This window comes from Pseudomonas arsenicoxydans (genome assembly GCF_900103875.1).
Classification (GTDB): domain Bacteria; phylum Pseudomonadota; class Gammaproteobacteria; order Pseudomonadales; family Pseudomonadaceae; genus Aquipseudomonas; species Aquipseudomonas arsenicoxydans.
In genome coordinates, this window is record NZ_LT629705.1 from 6458486 (window position 1) to 6481593 (window position 23108).

General features: G+C 60.8%; 20 protein-coding genes and 1 pseudogene. 8 read left to right on the plus strand and 13 right to left on the minus strand.

From position 1 onward, the window contains the following. Positions 1-1306 precede the first annotated feature (1306 nt). Both BLQ41_RS30185 and BLQ41_RS30190 read left to right on the plus strand, forming a co-directional pair. Entirely contained in the window at positions 1307-2281 is a 975-nt protein-coding gene (locus BLQ41_RS30185; RefSeq protein ID WP_090188220.1) for a 2-hydroxyacid dehydrogenase, read from the plus strand. Between the two features lie 144 nt (positions 2282-2425). After that, positions 2426-2935, plus strand: coding sequence for a DUF2165 domain-containing protein (locus BLQ41_RS30190; RefSeq protein ID WP_090188222.1), 510 nt, complete (start codon positions 2426-2428; stop codon positions 2933-2935). 23 nt (positions 2936-2958) lie between these two features. Here BLQ41_RS30190 and BLQ41_RS30195 read toward each other — a convergent pair whose 3' ends face one another. Next, entirely contained in the window at positions 2959-3861 is a 903-nt protein-coding gene (locus BLQ41_RS30195; protein ID WP_090188225.1) for a DMT family transporter, read from the minus strand. A 138-nt stretch (positions 3862-3999) separates the two neighbouring features. On the opposite strand from BLQ41_RS30195, the gene BLQ41_RS30200 reads away from it, so the two are divergent. After that, the gene (locus BLQ41_RS30200; protein WP_090188228.1) at positions 4000-4875 is read left to right on the plus strand and encodes a helix-turn-helix domain-containing protein; all 876 of its coding nucleotides are present in this window, start codon (positions 4000-4002) and stop codon (positions 4873-4875) included. A gap of 125 nt (positions 4876-5000) precedes the next feature. On the opposite strand, the gene BLQ41_RS30205 is transcribed toward BLQ41_RS30200, so the two are convergent. The 5 genes from BLQ41_RS30205 to BLQ41_RS30225 all read right to left on the minus strand — a co-directional run bounded on the left by BLQ41_RS30205 (position 5001) and on the right by BLQ41_RS30225 (position 11122). Next, positions 5001-7430: a TonB-dependent siderophore receptor gene (locus tag BLQ41_RS30205; RefSeq protein WP_090188232.1), complete on the minus strand. Its 2430-nt coding sequence runs from the start codon at positions 7428-7430 to the stop codon at positions 5001-5003. 246 nt (positions 7431-7676) lie between these two features. After that, the gene (locus BLQ41_RS30210) at positions 7677-8666 is read right to left on the minus strand and encodes a FecR family protein (protein ID WP_090188234.1); all 990 of its coding nucleotides are present in this window, start codon (positions 8664-8666) and stop codon (positions 7677-7679) included. Further along, positions 8663-9226: an RNA polymerase sigma factor gene (locus BLQ41_RS30215; RefSeq protein ID WP_090188237.1), complete on the minus strand. Its 564-nt coding sequence runs from the start codon at positions 9224-9226 to the stop codon at positions 8663-8665. Before BLQ41_RS30215 ends, BLQ41_RS30210 begins: the two co-directional genes overlap by 4 nt. Before the next feature lie 327 nt (positions 9227-9553). Continuing rightward, positions 9554-9961, minus strand: coding sequence for an HPF/RaiA family ribosome-associated protein (locus BLQ41_RS30220; RefSeq protein WP_090188240.1), 408 nt, complete (start codon positions 9959-9961; stop codon positions 9554-9556). A gap of 213 nt (positions 9962-10174) precedes the next feature. After that, the gene (locus BLQ41_RS30225; protein ID WP_090188243.1) at positions 10175-11122 is read right to left on the minus strand and encodes a LysR substrate-binding domain-containing protein; all 948 of its coding nucleotides are present in this window, start codon (positions 11120-11122) and stop codon (positions 10175-10177) included. A 136-nt stretch (positions 11123-11258) separates the two neighbouring features. Here BLQ41_RS30225 and BLQ41_RS30230 point away from each other — a divergent pair, with 136 nt between their 5' ends. From BLQ41_RS30230 to BLQ41_RS30240, 3 genes are all read left to right on the plus strand, one after another. Beyond that, on the plus strand, positions 11259-12635 hold the full coding sequence (locus tag BLQ41_RS30230; RefSeq protein ID WP_090188246.1) for an L-serine ammonia-lyase: 1377 nt from the start codon (positions 11259-11261) through the stop codon (positions 12633-12635). A gap of 64 nt (positions 12636-12699) precedes the next feature. Then, the gene (locus tag BLQ41_RS30235) at positions 12700-14001 is read left to right on the plus strand and encodes a serine/threonine transporter (protein ID WP_090188249.1); all 1302 of its coding nucleotides are present in this window, start codon (positions 12700-12702) and stop codon (positions 13999-14001) included. Between the two features lie 215 nt (positions 14002-14216). Further along, positions 14217-14534, plus strand: coding sequence for a DUF3509 domain-containing protein (locus tag BLQ41_RS30240; protein WP_090188252.1), 318 nt, complete (start codon positions 14217-14219; stop codon positions 14532-14534). Here the strand turns inward: BLQ41_RS30240 and BLQ41_RS30245 are convergent. Further along, positions 14531-15031, minus strand: coding sequence for a phosphate-starvation-inducible protein PsiE (locus BLQ41_RS30245; protein WP_090188255.1), 501 nt, complete (start codon positions 15029-15031; stop codon positions 14531-14533). The two genes, BLQ41_RS30240 and BLQ41_RS30245, sit on opposite strands and share 4 nt — an antisense overlap. A gap of 357 nt (positions 15032-15388) precedes the next feature. On the opposite strand from BLQ41_RS30245, the pseudogene BLQ41_RS30250 reads away from it, so the two are divergent. Then, positions 15389-15643 (plus strand): annotated as a pseudogene (locus BLQ41_RS30250) (YebG family protein); the annotation flags it as partial. A 167-nt stretch (positions 15644-15810) separates the two neighbouring features. Here the strand turns inward: BLQ41_RS30250 and BLQ41_RS30255 are convergent. From BLQ41_RS30255 to BLQ41_RS30270, 4 genes are all read right to left on the minus strand, one after another. Further along, positions 15811-16920 carry a dihydrolipoamide acetyltransferase family protein gene (locus BLQ41_RS30255; protein ID WP_090188260.1) on the minus strand — a complete coding sequence of 370 codons (1110 nt, stop codon included), beginning with the start codon at positions 16918-16920 and terminating at the stop codon, positions 15811-15813. 28 nt (positions 16921-16948) lie between these two features. Further along, positions 16949-17938 carry an alpha-ketoacid dehydrogenase subunit beta gene (locus BLQ41_RS30260; protein WP_090188263.1) on the minus strand — a complete coding sequence of 330 codons (990 nt, stop codon included), beginning with the start codon at positions 17936-17938 and terminating at the stop codon, positions 16949-16951. After that, positions 17931-19025 (minus strand): pyruvate dehydrogenase (acetyl-transferring) E1 component subunit alpha, encoded by a 1095-nt coding sequence (pdhA, locus tag BLQ41_RS30265; protein WP_090188265.1) that lies wholly within the window; start codon positions 19023-19025, stop codon positions 17931-17933. Before pdhA ends, BLQ41_RS30260 begins: the two co-directional genes overlap by 8 nt. Before the next feature lie 100 nt (positions 19026-19125). Next, positions 19126-20145, minus strand: a complete 1020-nt coding sequence (locus BLQ41_RS30270) for a Glu/Leu/Phe/Val dehydrogenase family protein (protein ID WP_090188268.1) — start codon at positions 20143-20145, stop codon at positions 19126-19128. Positions 20146-20329: 184 nt separating this feature from the next. On the opposite strand from BLQ41_RS30270, the gene BLQ41_RS30275 reads away from it, so the two are divergent. Continuing rightward, positions 20330-21133, plus strand: coding sequence for a SirB1 family protein (locus tag BLQ41_RS30275; RefSeq protein WP_090188270.1), 804 nt, complete (start codon positions 20330-20332; stop codon positions 21131-21133). Positions 21134-21152: 19 nt separating this feature from the next. On the opposite strand, the gene maiA is transcribed toward BLQ41_RS30275, so the two are convergent. Then, on the minus strand, positions 21153-21788 hold the full coding sequence (gene maiA / locus BLQ41_RS30280) for a maleylacetoacetate isomerase (protein ID WP_090188271.1): 636 nt from the start codon (positions 21786-21788) through the stop codon (positions 21153-21155). Between the two features lie 12 nt (positions 21789-21800). Next, positions 21801-23105, minus strand: coding sequence for a fumarylacetoacetase (gene fahA, locus BLQ41_RS30285; RefSeq protein WP_090188274.1), 1305 nt, complete (start codon positions 23103-23105; stop codon positions 21801-21803). Positions 23106-23108 lie beyond the last annotated feature (3 nt).

Sequence of the window (23108 nt, forward strand, 5' to 3'; positions counted from 1 at the left end):
CGCTTCGCTCCTCACCACTCAACAGGCCGAGCGGTAGCTCGCCTGCAGCTCTTGATCTTGATCCACCCGCCCCTTCGGAACGCAGAGCGTCCCTGGCTGCATTCCCACGCGGAGCGTAGGGAACGATCAAGTGGCGGCAGGAAGAGATTGGTCGGCTGGCGGGCCGCCATCGCTGGCAAGCCAGCTCCCACAATAGATCGGCGTACACGCTTCGCTCCTCACCACTCAACAGGCCGAGCGGTAGCTCGCCTGCAGCTCTTGATCTTGATCCACCCGCCCCTTCGGAACGCGGAGCGTCCCTGGCTGCATTCCCACGCGGAGCGTAGGGAACGATCAAGTGGCGGCAGGAAGAGACTGGTCGGCTGGCGGGGCGCCATCGCTGGCAAGCCAGCTCCCACAATAGATCGGCGTACACGCTTCGCTCCTCACCACTCAACAGGCCGAGCGGTAGCTCGCCTGCAGCTCTTGATCTTGATCCACCCGCCCCTTCGGAACGCGGAGCGTCCCTGGCTGCATTCCCACGCGGAGCGTAGGGAACGATCAAGTGGCGGCAGGAAGAGATTGGTCGGCTGGCGGGCCGCCATCGCTGGCAAGCCAGCTCCCACAATAGATCGGCGTACACGCTTCGCTCCTCACCACTCAACAGGCCGAGCGGTAGCTCGCCTGCAGCTCTTGATCTTGATCCACCCGCCCCTTCGGAACGCGGAGCGTCCCTGGCTGCATTCCCACGCGGAGCGTAGGGAACGATCAAGTGGCGGCAGGAAGAGATTGGTCGGCTGGCGGGCCGCCATCGCTGGCAGGCCAGCTCCCACAGTAAATCGGGTGTACCGCCCGCCCCTCACCACTCAACAGGCCGAGCGGTAGCTCGCCTGCAGCTCTTGATCTTGATCTGGCTTTTGATCTACCCGCCCCTTCGGAAGGCTGAGTGGAGGCGTTCATCTGGGGGTGGGCGCGTAGCGCCGTGCGGCGAAGCCGCACACATCGAGAGGAGGTCGTCGCGAAGCAGACCGGAGGCGATGCCCCCAGATGAATGCCGGAGCGAAGGAACACCGAGCCCTAGCGAGGGGCCGGACGCCGGGGCGAGCCTTTTTTTTGCTTACTTTTTTTGAGGCGTTTGTCAAAAAAAGTGAGTCGCCGTAAGGGCGAAACCCTAAGCCGCCGTTACCGCAGCAACGGATATACACCCAATCAAACCAAAACATGGTCGGCCCAAAGGCCGCCACGCACACAACCCCAACCACTCGCACAAAAGCGAAGAAGAATGCTAGCGTGCCAAGCATTCAAAAAAGCCCCGACGAGCCCCCTCATGAAAAAGACCGTCCTAGCCTTCAGCCGCGTCACCCCCGAAATGGTCGAGCGCCTAAAACAAGACTTCAACGTCATCGTCCCCAACCCGAAAAACGGCGACATCAACGCCCAATTCAACGAAGCCCTGCCCCACGCCCACGGCCTCATCGGCGTCGGCCGCAAACTCGGACGCGAACAACTCCAAAACGCCACCCAACTCGAAGTCGTCTCCAGCGTCTCGGTCGGCTACGACAACTACGACGTCGCCTACTTCAACGAACGCGGCATCATGCTCACCAACACCCCCGACGTCCTCACCGAAAGCACCGCCGACCTCGCCTTCACCCTACTCATGAGCAGCGCACGCCGCGTCGCCGAACTGGACGCCTGGACCAAGGCCGGCCAATGGCAAGCCACCGTCGGCGCCCCCCTGTTCGGTTGCGACGTACACGGCAAAACCCTCGGCATCGTCGGCATGGGCAACATCGGCGCCGCCATCGCCCGTCGCGGTCGACTGGGCTTCAACATGCCGATTATCTACAGCGGCAACAGCCGCAAGACCGAACTGGAACAAGAACTCGGCGCCCAGTTCCGCACACTCGACCAACTCCTGGCCGAAGCCGATTTCGTCTGCCTTGTCGTCCCGCTCAGCGAAAAAACCCGACACCTGATCAGCCACCGCGAACTGGCACTGATGAAACCCAGCGCCATCCTGGTCAACATCGCCCGCGGTCCGGTCGTGGACGAACCCGCATTGATCGAAGCGCTGCAAAACAACCGGATTCGCGGCGCCGGCCTCGACGTCTACGAAAAGGAACCGCTGGCCGAGTCGCCATTGTTCCAACTGAAAAACGCCGTGACATTGCCGCACATCGGCTCCGCCACCCACGAAACCCGCGAAGCCATGGCCAACCGCGCCCTGGCCAACCTGCGCAGCGCCTTGTTGGGCGAGCAACCGCAAGACCTGGTGAACCCGCAAGTCTGGAAAGGCTGATTAATACGGGCAGATGTTTTTAAACGTCTGCCCGGCAGTTACACAACTTGCAATTCAGTGCCGCCACTTTAAATACGTTAACCGCTATAAACTCCCCGCCACTTATCCGACCCAACGGAAAAACAGCGAGGGAGAGCACTAACTTTGAACAACCTGACAACTGACAGACTCATCAGATACATCAAAGTCACGCTAATGATGTATATAAGCTTTTTCGGCCTGCTGGTGATGTACAGCAACTTCACCGACTATGCATCCAACTATGAATACGTCGCTCATGTCCTGAGCATGGACACCATCCGGGACAACCTGAAACTGAGCTACAGGGCAATCACTTCGCCCATGCTCCACCACCGGATCTACTGGCTGATCCTGACCCTGGAAGTGACCTTTACAGGGTTTTGCCTGATAGGCACCTATCACCTTTATCGACAACTAAACGGCTCTGCCGAAGACTTCCACGAGGCAAAAAAGTTTGCACTCATCGGTTTAATGATCGCCCTGTTTGTCTATTACATCTGCCTGCAGGTTATTGGCGTCGAATGGTTCAACATGGACCAATCAACAGTATGGAACGCCAAGGACTGGGCCCGGCATATCGTTGATTTCACCTTTCCATTGTTAATATTTATCGCCGTGAGGATCGAGCGCTGAAACTTCGCGCTCGACCCGAGCCTTCAAGCAAGCTTGCCGTTGCCCTGCACCAGCGGTGCCTTGGGTTTACGAAACACCAGCACGTTGCCCAGCATCACCAGCACCAGCCCCACCAATGCCGGCGCGGTCCATTGGTAGCCTTCGGCAAACGCTGACACATTCAGCGCCACGATCGGGAAAAGCACGGTGCAATACGCCGCACGCTCCGGCCCCATGCGCCCGACCAGTGTCAGGTAAGCGGTGAAACCGATCACCGAGCCCGGGATCACCAGGTACAGCAGCGAACCGACATACCGCGCGCTCCATTCGATGTCGAACGGGATGCCTTTGACCAGGCACCACACCGACAACATCGCCGCGCCATAGGCCATGCCCCAGGCGTTGGTGGTCAGCGGTTTCAGACCGGCTTTCTGCTGCAAACTCGACAGCATGTTGCCGGCCGAGAAACACAGGGTGCCGAGCAATGCCAGGCCCAGCCCGAGCAAGGTTTGCGGGCTGGCGGTATGGCCGGCCAGCTCAGGCCAGAACAACAGCCCCAACCCGAACAACCCCAGCGCTCCGCCCATCAATACGTTACGGGCGATTTTCTGACCGAAGAACACCCGCGCATTCAAGGCATTCCACAGGGTCGCGGTAGAAAACACCACGGCGACCAAGCCACTGGGAATCCACTGGCTGGCGGTCAGGAAGCACATGAAGTTGACGCAGAACAGGCACAAGCCCTGCGCCAGGCAGATCAGGTGTCCGCGACGGTTCATCACTTGCAGGCGACGACTGAGCAGCAACATCACGAACAGCACCAACGCCGCAAGGCCAAAGCGATAGACGATCGACACCGGAATCGCCACCACCCCCAACTGCCATTTCAGGGCAATCCAGGTGGTACCCCAGATCAGCACAGTCAGCAAGTACAACGACAGGTTCATGGCAAACACTCCTCAATAGGCGTTCAGTGTCCTGCGCCAGACTTTTTCGCACTTGCATAAACTTGCGCTTTTGTCGGCCGGGAGGCTGGCACGCCAAGGCCTACGGAGTAGGATGCAAGGCGTTGGAGAGAAGCGATCATGCCCGCACTGGAATCACTGCAAGTCTTTCAAGCCCTGAACCGCTCGCCAAATGCTCGCCTTGAGCACAGCGCTGAGCTCGGTGACGGCATGGCTGCAGCCTTGTGGAACAACCATCACGATGCCCAGGATTACGAAGCTCCGAGCCATCACACCTTGTCCTGTTACATCGCAGGCGGCACCGGAACATTTCGCCGCGACCAGCCCGGCACCAAGGGCGGTCCGGACAAGCTGTGTATTCTGCCGGCCGAGCATCAATCGGGCTGGGTGATCAATGGCGACATTCGCCTGGCCCACCTGTATTTCAGCCCCGAACAATTCGCCCTCGGCTGCGTCACGCTGCTGGACCGCGAACCGCGCGAACTGCAATTGCGCGAAGCCACGTTCCTCGACGATCCGGTGCAGGCCCGGCGTTTTCGGCACATGCTCACACTCAACTGGGACGAACCCGGCGAACGCCTGCTCACCAGCAGCCTGGCCCATGAAATGCTCAGCCACGTCTTGCTCGGTCAGGTCGGCATGCGCGAGGGGTTGCGCCTCAAGGGTGGATTGGCGGCGCATCAGCGGCGGCAGTTGGTGGAGTTCATCGACACTCAATTGGCCGAGGCCATCAGCCTGGGACAATTGGCGGCGTTGTGCGCGTTGTCCGAATACCACTTTGCGCGGATGTTTCGAGAAAGCTTTGGCTTGCCGCCGCATCAGTATGTTTTGGCGCGCAGGCTGAGCCGGGCGCGGGAGTTATTGCGCTCAACGTCTCAACCGTTGGGAGAGATTGCACTGGCGTGCGGGTTTGCCAGTGCGAGTCATTTCACCAACCGGTTTCGGCAGGTTTTGGGCGGGACGCCTGGGGAATACCGACAGGCGTTTTTGCGGTAACCCTCAAATTTGCAGCGAATGTCAGGCCGCCATCGCGGGCAAGCCCGCTCCCACATGGGATCTGTGGTGCTCATAAATCCTGTGGGAGCGGGCTTGCCCGCGATGAACGATGACGCGGTCTGCGATCAGAACTCCAGCGTGCTGGACAGTGAAATCTGCCGCGAATCCCCCATCGACACAAAGAACCGGCTCGCCGCAGACGTGTAGTAAGTGCGATCAAACAGGTTCTTCACGTTGAGCTGAAACTTGACCTTCTGCCCTTCGACCTTGGTGTCGTAAGTGGCGAACGCGTCGGCCACGGTGTAGCTCGGCAGGTCGAAATCGTTGACTGCGTTACCTGCTCGCTCACCGACATAACGCGCACCCGCGCCGACCCGCAACTGATCGCCGCCCACAATCGTTCCGAAGTCATAGACCGCCGACAGCGAGCCACTGTTCTTGGCGACGTTTTGCAATTGCTTGCCCTTGTAGAGCGGGTCTTCAGTGACTTCGGCGTCGGTGTAGGCATAGCTGCCGATCATGCTCCATCGATCACTGAGCTGGCCGCTCACATCCACTTCCAGACCACGGGAACGCACTTCACCGGCGGCGCTGTAAATCGTCACCGGGCCTTCGGAGTTGGCCACCAGCACGTTGCGTTTCTTGATGTCGAACAGCGCGATGTCGCCGGTGATGCGCCCTGGCATGTCGAGCTTGGCCCCGATTTCCCAGGACTTGGCTTCTTCCGGCGCGATGCTGCCGTCGAGCACGGTGCTGCTCCCGCTCAACGGTGCGATGGTCGAGTTAGGTTTGAACGATTCGGTATAGCTGCCGTAGAACGACAGTTCATCGGTGAAGCGATAGACCAGGCCGGCACGCGGCACCCACTTCTGCCCGTTGCCGTCGGTGTTGGCCTGGAACGGCACGCCTTTGCCGGCGTACTGGTCGTATTCCTGGAAGCGCCCGCCAGCCACCAGAATCCATTGATCCGTCAGGTGGATCGAGTCTTGAAGGAAGATCGAGTCGCTGCGCAGCTGATCGGTCTGCGCGCTGTCGGCCGGGCTGACAGTGGTCCCGGCGACTTCGCGGCCATAGACCGGGTTGACGTAGCTGAAGGTGCTCAGGCTTTTCTGGCGGATCAGGTCTTCGCGGTAAATCTTGCGGTATTCGTCATCGATGCCGACCACCACGTCGTGTTGCAAGCCCAGCACATTGACGTTGCCTTCGAGGCTGGCGGTGGTGAAACGGTCGGTGCTGACCGCATTCTGCGTGCCGTCCATGCTGCGGGTCAGCGTGCCTTTTGTAGTGTCGATGGCCGTGATGCGCACCTGACTGGCGTCGTAGGTTTCACGGTTCCAGCTGTAGCCGAAGTGGGCTTTCCAGTTGTCATTGAGTTCATGGTCGGCTTCGAAGTGATACAAGTCCGAACGGCCCTCCATGTTGTTGAACGGCTCGTCCAGGCGCTCGTTGCGCGAGATGTCCAACGGGTGGTTGGTGCGCGGATCGATGACGGTGCCACGGTCGAACGGGGTCAGGAACTCACGGTGTTCGTAGGCGAACAACAGCGTGGTGCTGTCGCCGAACCAGGCCAGTGACGGTGCCACCAGCGTCTCGCGGTGGGTGCCGAAGTTGCGCCAGTAATCTTCGTCTTCATGGTCCAGCACCATGCGGTAAGCGAGGCCTGAAGTGCCGAGCGCGCCGGTGCTGTCGAGACCGCCACCGCTGCCGTTCTTGCCGTCGCCGTACGTCGAACCGCGCAAGTTCAGGGCGTTGTATTGCTCGAGTTCGGGTTTCTTGCTGACCATGTTGACCACGCCGCCCGGGTCTTGAATGCCATACAGCAGCGAGGCCGGCCCCTTGAGCACTTCGACGCGGTCGACGCTGGCGTTCATGCCACGGCCCTGCACGATCGGCATGCCGTCGCGCATGATCGAGCCGTTGCGGTTGTCGCCGAAACCGCGAGTCATCACAGAGTCCTGGGTACTCGCCAGCGTATTGCCCTGAGTGATGCCGCTGACGTTGGCCAGCGCATCATCGAGATTGCGCGGCGCCTGATCGCGAATGACCTGGGCCGGGATCACGTTGACGGTCTGGGGGATTTCCTGGAGCAAGGCCGATGAGCGCATCACCGAACTGGTCGGCGGCGGTTGGTAGCTTGTGGATTGATCGGCCACCGAGGTAATGGTCGTCGCGCCCAGATTCAACGTGCCGGCGGTGGGCACCGGTTCCAGTACGAAGGTGCGAGCATCGGTAGGACGGAAGGTCAAACCCGAACCGCTGAGCAAACGCTGCATGGCCTGCTCGGCGCTCAATGGGCCATTGATCGCCGGCGCGGTAAGGCCGTAAGGCGCTTCATCGGTGTAGACGACGCTGATGCCGGTGAGGCGGCTGAAATCGCTCAGGGCCTGGGGCAGCGGTTTGGCGGCGATGGCGAAGCTGAACGGCGTGCGCTGCTGCGTGCCGGCAGCCTCAGCGGCCGACGCGATGCTCAACGGCAGCAATGCCAACGCCGAAAAGCTCAGTGCAGAGGCACCCAACCATTGTTTGACCGAACCCGATTTTGCCCTGGACTTCATTGCTCAATGACCTGTGTAGAACCTACGGAATGCGAATGACTCGCAGTTTCAGTCACTACACGGATGGGGCTCGGGTTTACCTCATCAAAATGTTGAAAATAATTTTTGCCTGGGAAGATGTGGTGTCTGGTCTGCCGTCATCGCGGGCAAGCCCGCTCCCACAGGAGATCAGAGTTGAGCCACATTTTTTGTGATCACCACAAATCTCTGTGGGAGCCGGGCTTGCCCGCGATGAGGATAGCCACCTCAGCGCAAAATAATCAGATGCCCCAAAGCGCTGTGCTGCTCAAACCCCACCACGCCCTGCAACGAATTCAACACCGCTTGCGGGTCCTTGCTCGGGAAACTGCCACTGAGCCGCCGCGCTGCCAGCTCATCGTTGAGCAACACGATTCGTCCCGGGTAATAACGCTGCAGATCCTGCACCACCTCGGCCAGCGTGGCCTTGTAGTAATTGAGCCAGCCCTGACGCCAGGCCAACTGCGCTTCGCTGTCGACGGCGTGCAGTTTTTCCGCCGAGCCCTCGCCGTACGCCACTTGCTGGCCGGCGGTCAGGATTTGCGGCTCGGCGTGCTTGTCCGCGGTCACGCCGACACGTCCGGACAGCACTGTGACCCGCGCGCCGTGCGCTTGCAGACGCACTTCAAACTGCGTGCCCAACACCCGCGCCTGACCCTTTTCGGCTTCAACCACAAATGGATCGCCGGTGTGCGTCACGCTAAAAAAACCGGCACCACGGCGTAATTGAACGTGACGCTCGCCGCGACTGAAATCCACGGCGATGGCGCTGTCGGCATCCAGCGTGACTTGCGACTGATCGGCTAACGTCACGGTTTTGATTTGCCCCGGTGCCGAGACATAGTCGGCTCCCAGATCATCGACCCAACGCGACGGCTGCCATCCAACGCCGAAACCGATCATCAGCAACAGACACGCCGCCACGGCCAACGCCCCCGACCAGCGCCGCACGTTGTTGCGGCGAGAGGAATCAATGGCATTGAGGTAACCCTGCAAGGCAAACGCGTCTTCATCGGCCAGGGTTCGTGCCGGCCCTTCACTGAGTTCCCACAGTACTTGCGCCTGAGCATAAGCCTCGGCATGCGCAGGGTCGGCTTGCAGCCAATGACTGAACGTGAGCTGGTCGCCGCTGCTGGGCTGGTCGTGCAGCAGGCACAGCCAGGCCAACGCGGCCTGCTCTTGCGCGGGCGTCGGAGTGACGCGGTCGAATGGGTTCACGGTGCTTTCCCTGGCGTGCGCGCGGGCGGTTCCCGCAGGCTGGCCTTGCAGGCATCGAGAGCGCGCATCATGTGTTTTTCCACGGCGCTTTGGGACAGGCCCATGGCCTTGGCGATCTCGGCGTATTTGCGACCGTGGATGCGATTGAGCAGAAAGATCTGCCGGGTGCGCTCAGGCAGCGCGCGCAACGCCGCTTCGACATGACGCAAATCGTTGCCCGCCTCCAGGGCGGCTTGCGGCTCACTGCCCTGGCTGTCTGGTGGGTCCGGTGCCCAGCCTTCATTGACCCGCACCCGCGTGCCTTCGCTGCGCAAATGATCGATAGCGATGTTGCCGGCGCACCGCAGCAGGTACGTGCTGAGCTCCTCGACTTGCACCAAAGGTCGACGCCAGAAGCGCAGGAACAAGTCCTGCACCAGATCAGCGGCAGTCGCCTGGCAGCCGACACGCCGGTTCACCAGCGCTTCCATTTGCGAGCGCTGGGACAGGAACACCTGAAGAAAATGCGCGCGGGCACCCCGGTGTTCATCGTCGCGCAATTCCGGGGGGCTGGTGATCATCGGCTCGGCAACTGCGTAACGCCATAGCCGCCCAGCACCCGGCAAGTGACGACCAGTCGGTAGGAAACAGATAGCGCGCTGATCTTGCCTTTCATGCTTCGACCTTGAAACGGTGAGACCGCGTGAACGTCACACGGTCAACAAGGCCGCAATACTAATGATAAAACTTCTCATGCGCAAAAACTGATTCAACTGCCGGATGCCGGCCTGCGTCTCCAAAATGCAAAAGGTACTGCGCAGCACCTCTGATCGTTCTCGACACAAATAAAAACGGGCCTGCATAAGCAGACCCGTTTGTCAGTTGAAAGGTAGATGGTGACTCAGGACTCAGCCGTTTTGTGCAGCCTGTTCGTTTTCGAGAAATTCGTCTTCCAGCAGCGCATCGGCTGCGGCTCTTTCGAACGGCACTACAGCGGCACGTGGTTTGCCCCGCAGTTTGCCAAACAGGTGTTCCAGCGCATGTTCCAGTTTTTCGGCCGCACCGTCGATTGCTTGCTCCAGGGTGTCGGCTTTATGAGTGACAGAAATCGGTTGGTGGCCTTTTGGCCGCGCTTCCAGCTGGCAGCGCATGTCATGGGGACCAGGCTTGTCGCCGTTTTCGTCCCGCAGATGAACCTCGACGCGTGTCAGGTCCTCTTCATAACGTTCGAGCGTGCTCTCAATGGTAGTACGTACCCACTCCTCCAGTCGGATGCTGCTTTGAATATGGTTATCACTGTTGACTTGGATTTGCATAGTTCTTCCCTTATTTCAGCTAGCTCGCGAGAGGCCCTTCGGCTAGCCCTTGGGCGTCATCACCGTGACCTCTTGGTTACACAATCGGTCTGCTCGCAGAACATTTCAACCCCTAAAAAAAGATAATTCTGGATTCGCAGAAAAAGCCGGACAAGGAGTAAAAGCGCTGTTAAGGTCGGGAGTTGGGTCGCAACGCTCGTTTGTCATAATTGCTCACATCTGCCGCTCCGCCAGTGGATGCAAGCTGCGAAAAACCGCCGCCTCTTCTACCAGCCAGTCATGCACCGCACGCACGCCCGGATGGCTCAGCGCCCCCGGCGCATAGAGCAGCACGTAGCGCTTGTGGTTGGGCACCGCCAGGCCAAACGGCACAATCAATGTCCCCCGCTCCAGCTCATCGTTGAGCAGTGTTCTTCGCGCAATCGCTACGCCCATCCCGGCAATCGCCGCTTCGATGGTCAGGTGATTGCGGTTGAAGGTGTGGCCGCGCCGCACGTCCGCGCCCTCGAAACCGATGGCGTTGAGGTAAAACTCCCATTCCGCGTACTCGTAACTGCCGCGCCAGGCGGTGATGTCGTGCAACAACGGAAAGTGCACCAGATCCGCCGGGCCGTGCAGGGGCGGCCGGCCACGCAGCAGGCTCGGGGCACAGACCGGAAAGATCTGCTCGTCGAGCAGGGTTGTGGATAACAAGCCGGGGTAACTGCCGTCATTCAGATCGATGGCCAGGTCGAAATCACCCTCGTGCAGCGGCACGCTGCTGTCCTCGGCCACCAGACGTAATTGAATGTCCGGAAAGCGCTGCTGCAAGCGCGGCAATCGCGGCGTCAGCCATTTGCTCAGGAAGGAGGGAATCGAGCGCAGCCGCAGAATTCCGCTGATCATTCCCGCGTCCAGTCGTCGCAATTCCGCATCGATGCTGCCGTAAGCCTCATTCACCGTGATGGCCAGTCGCTGGCCTTCTGCGCTCAACTCCACGCCCCGAGCGCGACGGTGAAACAGTCGAAAACCCAGCCGCTCTTCCAGTTGGCGGATTTGCTGACTGACTGCACCCGGCGTGATGTGCAGTTCTTCGGCGCAGCGGGTGAACGACAAGTGCCGCGCGGCACAGGAAAACACGTGCAGCCAGACGTAAGTCTGGGCGTGCAATTGGCGGCTCATTGTTTAGTCCTGCTAAAGGCTGTCTTAGGAAGTTTCGTTGGTCACGTAGGACCGAGGGAGGCAGTATCGCCGACATTGCGCTTGTCCTAGAAAAAATGGCAGCGATTCCTCTTCCATTGCTTGTATAGGCTTTAGCATGGCTATCAGTGTTTTCGATCTCTTCAAAGTCGGCATCGGTCCGTCCAGCTCCCACACCGTCGGCCCGATGCGCGCCGCGGCGACCTTCGCCCAAGCGCTGATTGACCAGCATTTGCTGGACGCCGTACGTCGGGTAGAAATCCGTCTCTACGGTTCGTTGTCGGCCACAGGCGTCGGTCACGCCACCGACCGCGCCTGCATCATGGGCCTGATGGGCGAATGGCCGGACAGCATCGACCCGATCACCATCGAAAGCCGAATTCAGGCCCTGCGCGAAACCGGCGAATTGTCTCTGGCCGGCAAAACCACCATTGCCTTCAACTGGCAACGCGATCTCCTGCTGCTCGACGAGAGCCTGCCCTACCACCCCAACGCCATGTCCCTGACAGCCTTTGGTGAAAACGGCGAGTTGTCCGAACAAACCTACTATTCGATCGGCGGCGGTTTCATCATTGAAGCAGCCGAAGCCGAGTCCGGTATCGCGCCGACCAGCGACGTGGTGCTGCCGTACGATTTTTCCAGCGCCGCCGAATTGCTTAAGCTCTGCAATCAGCACGGCCTGCGGGTTTCAGAACTGATGATGGCCAACGAACTGGCCTGGCGCAGTGAAGCGGAAATTCGTCAGGGCCTGCTGCACATCTGGTCGGTGATGCGCGAGTGCGTCGAGCAAGGCCTGCGCCACGAAGGCATCCTGCCCGGCGGTCTGAATGTTCCACGCCGCGCGGCGAAATTGCACCGCAGCCTGCTGGAAATCGGCAAGCCCAATGTCATCACCTCCACCCTGTCGGCCATGGAATGGGTCAACCTGTTTGCCCTCGCCGTGAACGAAGAAAACGCGGCCGGCGGACGAATGGTCACCGCGCCTACCAACGGTGCGGCAGGGATCATTCCGGCGGTGCTGCACTACTACATGAAATTCAACCCGGATGCGTCGGACGACGACGTCGTGGCGTTCTTCCTGGGCGCGGCGGCCGTCGGCATTCTCTGCAAGAAAAACGCATCCATCTCCGGCGCCGAAGTGGGCTGTCAGGGCGAGGTCGGTTCCGCCTGCGCGATGGCCGCCGCCGGTCTGGCCGATGTGCTCGGCGCCACGCCGGAACAACTGGAAAACGCCGCAGAAATCGGCCTGGAACACAACCTTGGCCTGACCTGCGATCCGGTCGGCGGCCTGGTCCAGGTGCCGTGCATCGAGCGCAACGCGATTGCCGCCGTGAAGGCAATCAACGCCACGCAAATGGCCCTGCGCGGCGACGGCAAACACTTCATTTCCCTGGACCGGGTCATCCGCACCATGCGCGATACCGGCGCCGATATGCATGACAAATACAAAGAGACTTCACGGGGCGGCCTGGCGGTGAGCTGGGTGGAGTGCTGAGTAGCACTCCCAGACCGTCCGCAATACGTGAGCCCGAGCAAGAATAATAACGAGGCCAATAACGATGACCGATGTACGTACACCTGCTGCCGATAATCCCGCTGTAGACCTGACACGCCATACCGAAATTGCCCACAAGGGCTGGAGTAAACACGACACCACCTGGATGCTCGGCCTCTACGGCACGGCGATTGGGGCGGGCACGCTGTTCCTGCCGATCAACGCCGGCGTGGGCGGTTTCTGGCCATTACTGATTCTGGCCGTGCTGGCGTTTCCAATGACCTACTTTGCTCACCGAGGCCTGACCCGCTTCGTGCTGTCGGGTCGTTCCGGAGACATCACCGAAGTGGTGGAAGAACACTTCGGCATCGGCGCCGGCAAACTGATCACGCTCCTGTATTTCTTTGCGATCTTTCCGATTCTGCTGGTGTACAGCGTGGCGCTGACCAACACCCTGAGCAGCTTCATGGAACATCAGTTGCACATCGCCCCGCCACCCCGGGCGATCCTGTCGCTGGTGCTGATCCTCGGTCTGATGGCTATCGTCCGTTGCGGCCAGGGCGTGATCGTCAAATGCATGAGCGTGCTGGTTTACCCCTTCGTCGCGGCGTTGCTGCTGCTGGGCCTCAGCCTGATCCCGAACTGGAACGGGGCATTCTTCGCCACCGCCAGCGAAGGCATGCCGCTGCCGTTGTTCTTCAAGACGCTGTGGCTGGCGATCCCGGTGATGGTGTTCTCGTTCAATCACTCGCCGATCATCTCTGCCTTCGCCGTCGATCAGAAACAACGATATGGCGAGCAGGCTGAGCGCAAGAGCAGCGGCATCCTCGCCATCGCCCACGCGATGATGGTGGTGACGGTGATGTTCTTCTGCTTCAGCTGCGTGCTGGCGCTGTCCCCGACGGACCTGGCGGCGGCCAAGGCGCAGAACATTTCGATCCTGTCGTACCTGGCCAACCACTTCCAGACCCCGGTCATCGCTTATGCCGCGCCACTGATTGCGCTGGTGGCGATCACCAAATCCTTCCTCGGCCATTACATCGGCGCCAGCGAAGGCTTCCAGGGCCTGATCGTGAAAAGCCTGCGCGGCCGTGGCCGGGTGATGTCGAACAGTTGGCTGAACCGCATTACCGCGCTGTTCATGATCCTCAGTTGCTGGGCCGTGGCAACGTTCAACCCGAGCATCCTGGGCATGATCGAAACCCTCGGCGGACCGATCATCGCGTGCCTGTTGTTCCTGATGCCGATGTACGCCATCCGCCGTGTGCCAGCCTTGCGCCAGTACTCGGGGCAGGCCTCGAATGTGTTCGTGGTGTTGATCGGTTTGATTGCACTGTCAGCGATCATCTACTCGTTCATGCCCTGAAACGGGCAGGCAAAAAGAAGGCGGGCCTCAGTGCCCGCCTGTTTTTTGCCGGGTTTATTGTTCGACAATTTTTCCGGCATGCCCCTTGCTACATCACCTGCGAGGCAAAAGGATTTTTGAAACCTCGGCGAGCAATCTGCCAATGGTCTGGTGGGGCGAACCAACCCGATCATGGCCGGTCAACTACTGCACGTTCAATCAGGCGGTGACGCATCATGGACAACCCCTTTCAGCTCATTACCGATGCCTTTGCGCCGGACTATCAGATCAATTTGAGCATTCAAGGTCTGGACGGCAGCATCATGCTGACCCTTTCCAATAGCGGTCGTGTTGTCGCCAAACGGATGATCAGCGCCGAGCAGCGCAATGATCCCAAGCGCCTCAAGCGCCTGGTGCAAAGCATTCAGTTTGGCATCGCCATCGAACAGGGTCACAGCGCCATGACCATCCTCGAAGCCATGACCGACGGCGACAATCGCAACCTGCCGCCGCCCTCCGTCAAAGGCCAGGCTCGCCCCGCCAGTAGGCTTTAAAGCTCGCCCTTCTCGACTTCGGGATGTTCACCGGACCCCGCACCAATCTTGCGCTGCGGGTGTGCGATCTTCACTGAAGGAAACTGCGACGACGCGTAGCGCACCACCAGAATCGAGAACGCCAGCAGCAAAATCCCGCCGCACAGGTAGATGATGCCGATGTCCGGCGGATTATGGTGCGAGACGTTGGAGATCAGCAGTCGCGTCAGCGCCGTGATCGCCACGTAGATCAGGAAACGCACCGGCATGTGGTTGGTCTTGAAGTAAATCCCGACCATCGCGCCCAGTTCCAGGTAGATGAACAGCAGCAGGATGTCATCGATCTTGATGTGCCCTGCCTCGATCATCCCCAAAAACTCCATCACCGCCGCCCATGCGGTCACGGCACCAATGGCGAACAGCGCCATGTAATGGAAGGTCTCGACGAACAGGTTACCCAGTGACTCGGCCAGTTGATGCACGTTCTGCCGCAGGTTCTCGGCCCAGTTGATTTTCACGATGATGCTTCCTTAGGTCGGTTCGACCGGATAATGCGGATTGGACGTGACGGTTGTTCTGCATGCAGAAAAAAGGCCAGAGGCTGTTGGGTGAGATGGCGATGGGCTGCTACTGGACACTTTTGTGGTGCCTGGACCGGCGCCATCGCGGGCGAGCCCGCTCCCACAGGGTTAACGCTGACTTTGTGGGAGCGGGCTTGCCCGCGATGGGAACACCACGGTTTAGCTGACAAACCCTGATTTCGGTCTACATTAAAAAGCCACTACCCAAAGCGCAGGGATTCGCTTATCCTTTTCGCTGTATATAAATACAGTGGTCGAAACAGACAACTAATGTGAAGGCATGTGAGGTGGTGAATGGCCGTCGAAGTGGTATACCGCAGCAGCCGAGATCTGGAGCGCTTGTTCATGGATAAAGCCGAAGCTGACCGTCATGACAAAATGCTCGAACTGGCCGAATTGCTGGCTGAAGTGTTGCAAAAAGCCGTTCCGTCCCTGAGCGAGCAGCAAGTGGAAGAAGCCGGCATCTACATGGCGAAGAATCGCGATGTGTTTGCCAAAGCGTTCAAGAGCCAGCCGGACGCACTGTCCGAACTGCTGAACGCGCCGGCTGAAGTGATTGAAAAGGCTGCACCGGTTGAAGCGCCTGCACCGGTTGAAGTAGCAGAAGCTGCACCCGCCAAGCCCGCCAAAGCGGCCAAGGCAACAAAGTAAGCAACGCCCGAATTGAATAGGCCCTGAGTCAAATGGCTCAGGGCCTTTTTCATGCCGGCGAAAAATCAGGCGTCGGGTTGCTCCAGGGCATCGACCAGCGCCTTGAAGAACCGCGCCGCCTCACCGCCGGTCACCACGCGATGATCGAAGGTCAGCGACAGCGGCAACACCGGATGTACCACTACATCGCCATCGACGGCCACCGGCTCGTCGCGAATCGCGCCAGCGGCGAGGATTGCCACTTGGGGCGGCACCACCACCGGGTTGGCGTAGCGGCCGAACAATGTGCCGAAATTCGACAGGGTCAGGGTGGCGCCCATCATTTCCTTGGGCGGAATCGAGCGTGCCTGCACGTCGGCGCGCAAACGCATGACGCCTTCTTTCAAGTCCGCCGCCGAGCGCTGGCCGACATCACGTAGCACCGGTACAAACAAACCGTCCGGGGTGTCGACGGCGATGCCGAGGTCAAGCCGTTCGTGTTGTTTAAGCGACAGGGTCTTGCCGTCGAACGCGCTGTTGAGCACCGGTTCCACCGCGCAAGCCGCCGCCATGGCCTTGGCCAGTCGAATCAGCGGCTCCCGTGCCTGGCCCCAGCGATGCAGGTCGGCGTCACCGAAAATGGTCACCGGCACCACTTCGGCGTGGGAACGGGCCATGTTCAGCGCCATGCTGCGTCGTACGCCGCGCAGCTTCTCACCGCCGACCCGTTCACGATCGTTCTGGGCAGCGCTTTCCACATCGCTGCGGATGATCAGTCCATCGTTGCCGGATCCTTTCAACTCGCTCAGTTCCACACCCAGTTGCCGGGCCAGTTGACGCACGGCCGGGGTGGCTCGAATCGCCAAATGCTCTCGGGTCGAAGGTGCCGCGCCGATAAAAAAAGAATCCTCCTGACTGCTGGCGCCGCCCTCGAGCCGCCCGACCACGGTGCCCGCGTCCGCTTCGCCTTCGTAACCGAGCAGCGGTTCTCCGACGTGAATAATGTCGCCTTCGCCGCCATACAGTTTTGCCACCACGCCGTCATAGGGCGCGGGAATGTCCACAAGGGCCTTGGCGGTTTCCACCGACACCAGCAGTTGATCGGTCTTGACGGTGTCGCCAACGTTGACATGCCAGCGGACGATCTCCGCCTCCTGCAAGCCTTCGCCCAGATCCGGCAGTTTGAAATATTTCATCGCGGCCTCCTTGGGGTCAGGCGACTTATTAGAAGTGGTGTAGCAAGACGTTGTCGCAAGCCAGAAGAATGTCGTCGACGTTGGGCATGTACAGCGATTCCAGCCGATACAACGGCGGCGGAATGTCCGGCGCGGTGACGCGCTGGATCGGTGCCTGCAATTCAAGCAACGCACGCTCATAAAGGCTTGCGGCGATTTCCGCGCCGACGCCACAGGAGCGCGGTGCTTCGTGGACGATCACGCAACGACCGGTCTTGCGCACCGAGGCTTCCAGGGTGTCGAGGTCCAGCGGTTTGATGCAGGCAACATCGATCACCTCCGCCGAGACACCCCGTTCGGCCAGCGCAGTGGCAGCTTGCAGGGTTTCCATGACGCTGGCGCCCCAACTGATGAGGGTGATGTCGCTGCCTTCGCGCAGGGTGAAACAGCTGTCCAGCGGCAAGCGTTTGCCATCGTCCACCAGGGTTTGCGGGTTCATCCGATAGAGCCGGGTCGGCTCCAGAAACACCACCGGGTCCGGGTTATCGATGGCCGCCAACAGCAAGCCATAGGCCCGGGCAGGGGACGATGGAATGACCACCCGCAGCCCCGGAATGTGTGCGAACAGCGCTTCGGTGCTTTCGCTGTGATGCTCCGGCGCGCGAATCCCCGCGCCCATCGGCGTGCGCATGACCATCGGGCAGGTGATCCGCCCCCGCGTGCGATTGCGCATGCGGCTGGCGTGGGACACCAGGTGCTCCATGGCGGCGTAGATGAAGCCCATGAACTGAATTTCCACCACCGGTTTCAAGCCTTGTGCCGCCATGCCGATCACCAGCCCGCCGAGCATGGTTTCGGCCAGCGGCGAGTCGATCACCCGCTTGAAACCGAAGCTGTCGCGCAGCCCTTGGGTGGCGCGAAACACGCCACCGTTGACCCCGACGTCCTCGCCCAGAACGATGACGTTGTCGTCTTCACTCATGGCCCGGTGCAGGGCGAGATTCACCGCTTCCAGCAGCGTGAACTTGCCGTTACTCATGGCCCGGACCTCCTGCCCGCCGCGCCGCCCGCTCAAGCAACCAGTCACGCTGCTCGGCCAAGGCATCCGGCCAGGTCGCGTAGACGTGATCCATCACCGATTCAGGGGCCTGAATACCCGCCGCTTCGAAGTTATCCACAGCGCGCTGCACCCGGTCCTGGCATTCACTGATCAACGCCTGCTCCCGGCCTTCGTCCCACACGCCTTGCCCGACCATGAAACGCTGCAGGCGTTTGACCGGTTCTTCGAGCCAGGCGTGCCTGACCTCCTCCGCCGACCGGTAACGCGTGGCGTCGTCCGCGGTGGTGTGATCGCCCAGGCGATAACTCAAGCATTCGAGCAACACCGGGCCTTTGCCGTGGCGCGCGCGTTCGAGGGCCGCTTGCACTCGGTCGTAAACGGCGAGCAGGTCATTGCCGTCGACCTGTTCACCGTGGAACCCGGCGCCGATGGCTTTCTGCGCCAGGGTCGGGGCGCCGCACTGAATCCGTCGCGGAACCGAGATCGCCCATTGGTTGTTGTTGACCACGAACACCACGGGCAACTGCCAGGCGCCAGCGACATTGAGGGCTTCGAGGAAATCGCCTTTGCTGGTCGCGCCGTCGCCGCATGTGGTGACCGCGACCCGATGCTCGCCACGGATCTTGAAAGCGCTGGCGACGCCGCAGGCATGCAAGGCTTGCGTGGCGATGGGCACGCAGATCGGAAAGTCCTCAGCCACCGCCGGTTCAGCAAAATCGCTGCCGCGCTCATCGCCGCCCCAGTACAACAGGATTTCTTCCATGCGCACCCCGCGCATCAATTGCACGGCGGTGTCGCGGTAATACGGCACCAGCACGTCTTCGGCGTGCATCGCGCTGCCGATCGCCACGCCGATGGCTTCCTGGCCCAAGGTGGGTGCATAGGTGCCGATGCGCCCGGTGCGTTGCAGGGCGACGGCTTTCTGATCGAAGAGGCGGGTCAGGACCATTTGCCGATAGAGGCGCGTCAGCAAATTGAAATCGTCGGCCCAGGCTGGAAGTTCACCGAGCAACTGGCCGTCAGGGGATAAAAACCGGGTGTAGGGCAGCTCAACCTTGTGAAGCATCACAGGGCTCCTGGCACGCGGGGTCGGCGTGCGGTTAACCGGCCCGACGCTTGTGGCGCCGGGCCTGTGGAGCAAGTTTGCCGGGTAGGCCCTCGCCCCTTTATCGATACAAGACTTTCTCCGCCAACTCGTCCGCCACCCGCGCCGGTGAGCGTTTTTCCGCCTGCGCATGGGCGAATACTTCGGTCAGCCGTGAGGCGATTTTCGACAGGTGCGCAGTAATGGTCGTGAGCTCCTCACCCCGGTGTTTGAGCGACACGTAGATCAGCCCGCCGGAATTGATCACGTAATCCGGGGCATACAAAATGCCCCGCCGCTCCAGTTGATCGGCGACCTCCAGGTGAGTCAGCTGATTGTTCGCGGAACCCGCCACTGCCGAGCAGCGCAATTGCGTCACGCTGTGACTGTTGAGCACGCCGCCCAGGCCGCAGGGCGCGAGAATGTCGCAAGGCGTACTGAGCAACGCATCGTTGGCGATTGGATGAGCGCCCAATTGCTCCATCGCCAGTTGCACCTTGCCGTGGTCGATGTCGCTGACCAGCAGTTCGGCGCCGGCGGCGTGCAGTTGTTCCGCCAGGGCATAACCGACGTTGCCCAGACCTTGGATGGCCACTCGCAAGCCTTCGAGGTTGTCGCTACCCAGGCGGGCCATCGCGGTGGCGCGAATGCCAGTGAAGACGCCCATGGCGGCGTGAGGCGCAGGGTCGCCCGCCGAGGTGGTGCTGGTGACGTGTTGGGTCTGTTGGGCGATGCAATCCATGTCCGCCACCGAGGTGCCGCTGTCGATGGCGGTGATATAGCGGCCGTCGAGCTGATTGATGCAGCGCCCGAACGCTTCGAACAACGCGGCGCGGTTTTCCACGTGGGCGGGGCGAACAATGACGGCTACCCCTCCACCCTGAGCCAGGCCGGCAAGCGCGGCCTTGTAACTCATGCCTTGGGCAAGGCGAATGGCATCCTCGACCGCTGACTCGTCGCTGGGGTAGGCAAGGTAACGACATCCACCCAGGGCAGGCCCCAGGCGGCTGTTATGAATGGCAATGACCGCCTTCAACCCGGTCACCGGGTCGACGCTCAGATGCAGCGATTCAAGGCGAGTGCTTTGCATGAGAGCGAACATCGTAAGGCTCCCGAATCACTTCTTGTAGTCGCCAGTATAGGCTTGCGCCCAAAAATTGCAGGAGCGCGCCGGAATAAGCAGCGTTGCGATGCAGCGCTTTCAGACATAACCTGAAGCCGCCCGTGTGCAGCACTGGACGAATGCTGGAGACGGGGCTAAAACGAGGCATTGCCCGGAGATTTAGATGACGCCCCGCCAATGTTTCTTTGCCTGCCTGCAACGATCACCGCCCGCGCTGTTCGAGGCGGCGCTGTGGATGGCGGCCGAGCACGACAAGGCGCTGAACCCGGAAAAAGTCCTGGCAGACTTCAACGACCTGCAACAGCGGGTCAGCTATGGCTTGCCGATGTTACCCGTGAGCGAACTGGCCCAACCGCTGCTTCGGCGGATGAATGACCTGGGGTTCGCCCAGGACGACTTCACGCCACTGCGCCCGCAAGTGGCGTTGCTTCATAAGGTGCTGGAACTGCGACGCGGCCAGCCGTTGTCCCTGGGACTGATTGCCCTGGAGTTGGCCAGACGCCTGGAGATTCCTTTGGTTGGGGTCAATTTCCCTGGGCATTTCCTGCTACGTGTACCGGGCGCCGATCACTTGCTGGACCCGTGTGGCGGGCGTCGGTTGTACCCCAACGATTGCCGTGAACTGCTGCAACGCCAGTACGGACCGAACATGCAACTCGGCGCCGACCACTTGCTGACCGCGGACCCGGTGCAAATGCTGCAGCGCCTGTCGCGCAACTTGCGCCAGTTGCACCTCTCCCACGATGACTACATCGGCGCATTGATCGACGCCGAGCGAGTGCTTGAGCTGGGCAACGCCAACGCCTCCGATTACCTGGCCCGGGCCAGCCTCTACCAACGGCTGGACTGCCCGAACGCCGAGCGCTTTGACCTGGAGCATGCGTTGCTGCTCAGTGATGACCCGATCCAGCGGATTCGCCTGACCGAACGACTGGGGCATCTACCGCCCAACGCAATCGTCCATTAAAAGCAAAAGATCTTGCTGTTTAAGGGGTGTCCGGCTGGTTGGCCGGGTGAGCTTTTATGAACGCTGGATGCGTCGCCGCCAGCGCCGCCACTCGGCGGATCCGTGGATACGCTTCAAGTGAAATATTGAAGCGTTCGGCTGCGTACAGTTGCGGGATCAGGTAGACGTCCGCCAGCCCCGGATGATCGCCAAGGCAAAACCCCGCCTCGCCAATCAATTGTTCCACCGCCGCCAGCCCCTGGCTGATCCAGAGGCCGATCCACTCCACCACCTGTGGCTCATCGTGTCCCAATTGCCGCAGCTTGTTGAGCACGCTGACGTTGTGCAGCGGATGCACGTCGCAACCGATCAACGCCGCCACACCGCGCTCATGAGCGCGGGCAGCGAGGTCTTTGGACAGCAGCGGCACCTGTGGATAACGCTCCTCCAGGTACTCGATGATGGCCGGTGACTGGATCAGCAATTCGCCCTCATCCGTGCGCAAGGCCGGTACGCGGCCTTGCGGATTGATGGCCAGGTACCGCGGCTGACGATGTTCACCGCCTGGCGGCGCGATCAGGTTGATCGGCAGCGCCTGATAGTCCAGGCCCTTGAGCGCCAACGCGATGCGCACCCGGTAAGACGAGGTCGAACGGTAATAGGTATAGAGTTCCATGACCCGATCCTCTTAGCGCGCCGCCACGACTTTGCCACGGCATTCGCCGAAGCCGATGGACGCAAAACCGTCACGGCTGCAACGGGCACGCAGGATGATTTCGTCGCCGTCTTCGAGGAATTTACGCACCTCGCCCGAGGCCAGCTCAATCGGCTTTTTCCCGCCTTCGGTGATTTCCAGCAGGCTGCCGAACTGACCGTTCTCTGGCCCCGACAGCGTGCCCGAACCGAACAGGTCACCGGACTGCAACTGACAGCCGTTGACGCTGTGGTGCGCGACCATTTGCGCCACGGTCCAGTACATGTGTTGGGTGTTACTCAGGGTCAGGCGATGGGCGGGCAATTTTTGCTCGCGCAGGCCTTCGGTCAGCAGCAGGACTTCCAGTTCGATATCGAATGCGCCCGTCGCTTGATCGCGCTTGTCGAACAGATACGGCAGCGGCTGCGGATCGCCTTCAGGACGCGCAGGCTGAGCACGGCGGAATGGCTCCAGCGCTTCGGCCGTCACCACCCAAGGCGAGATGCTGGTGATGAAACTCTTCGACAGGAACGGGCCCAGCGGCTGGTATTCCCAGGCCTGGATGTCGCGCGCCGACCAGTCGTTGAGCAGGCAGAAACCGGCGATATGATCGGCGGCATCACCGATGGCGATTGACTCGCCCATCTCGTTGCCCGGACCGATCCAGATGCCCAGCTCCAGTTCGTAATCCAGGCGCGCACACGGGCCAAAAGTTGGCTCGGTCTGCCCGGCTGGCAAGGTCTGGCCCTTCGGACGGCGAACATCGGTGCCGGACGGGCGAATGGTCGAGGCACGGCCGTGATAACCGATCGGCACGTACTTGTAGTTGGGCAGCAACGGGTTGTCGGGGCGGAACAGCTTGCCGACGTTTTGCGCGTGCTCGATGCCGACGTAGAAGTCGGTGTAGTCATTGATTTTCGCCGGCAGGTGCATCGCGCAATCCGCTGCCAGAGGCAGCAGTTTTGCGCCCTGGGCTTCGATCTTGCCGCGCAGCGTGCTGCCTTCGGCGAACAGTTCCAGCAGACGTTCGCGCAGCGCTACGCGAGCCTCGCGGCCCAGTTCGAAAAACCCATTGAGCTGACCGCCACGGGTGGCTTCGACGGCGGTACGAGCGGCGCCGTCGAACAGGCCCGCGTCCAGTGCCGCTTCCAGATCAAAGATATGCTCGCCAATGGCCACGCCGCTGCGCGGTGCCGAGCCGTTTACGCTGAACACACCCAGCGGCAGGTTTTGCAGCGGAAAATCCGTGTGGCCGTTGGCGGAAGCAACCCAGCTACGAGTGATGGAAGTCTGAGTCATGGG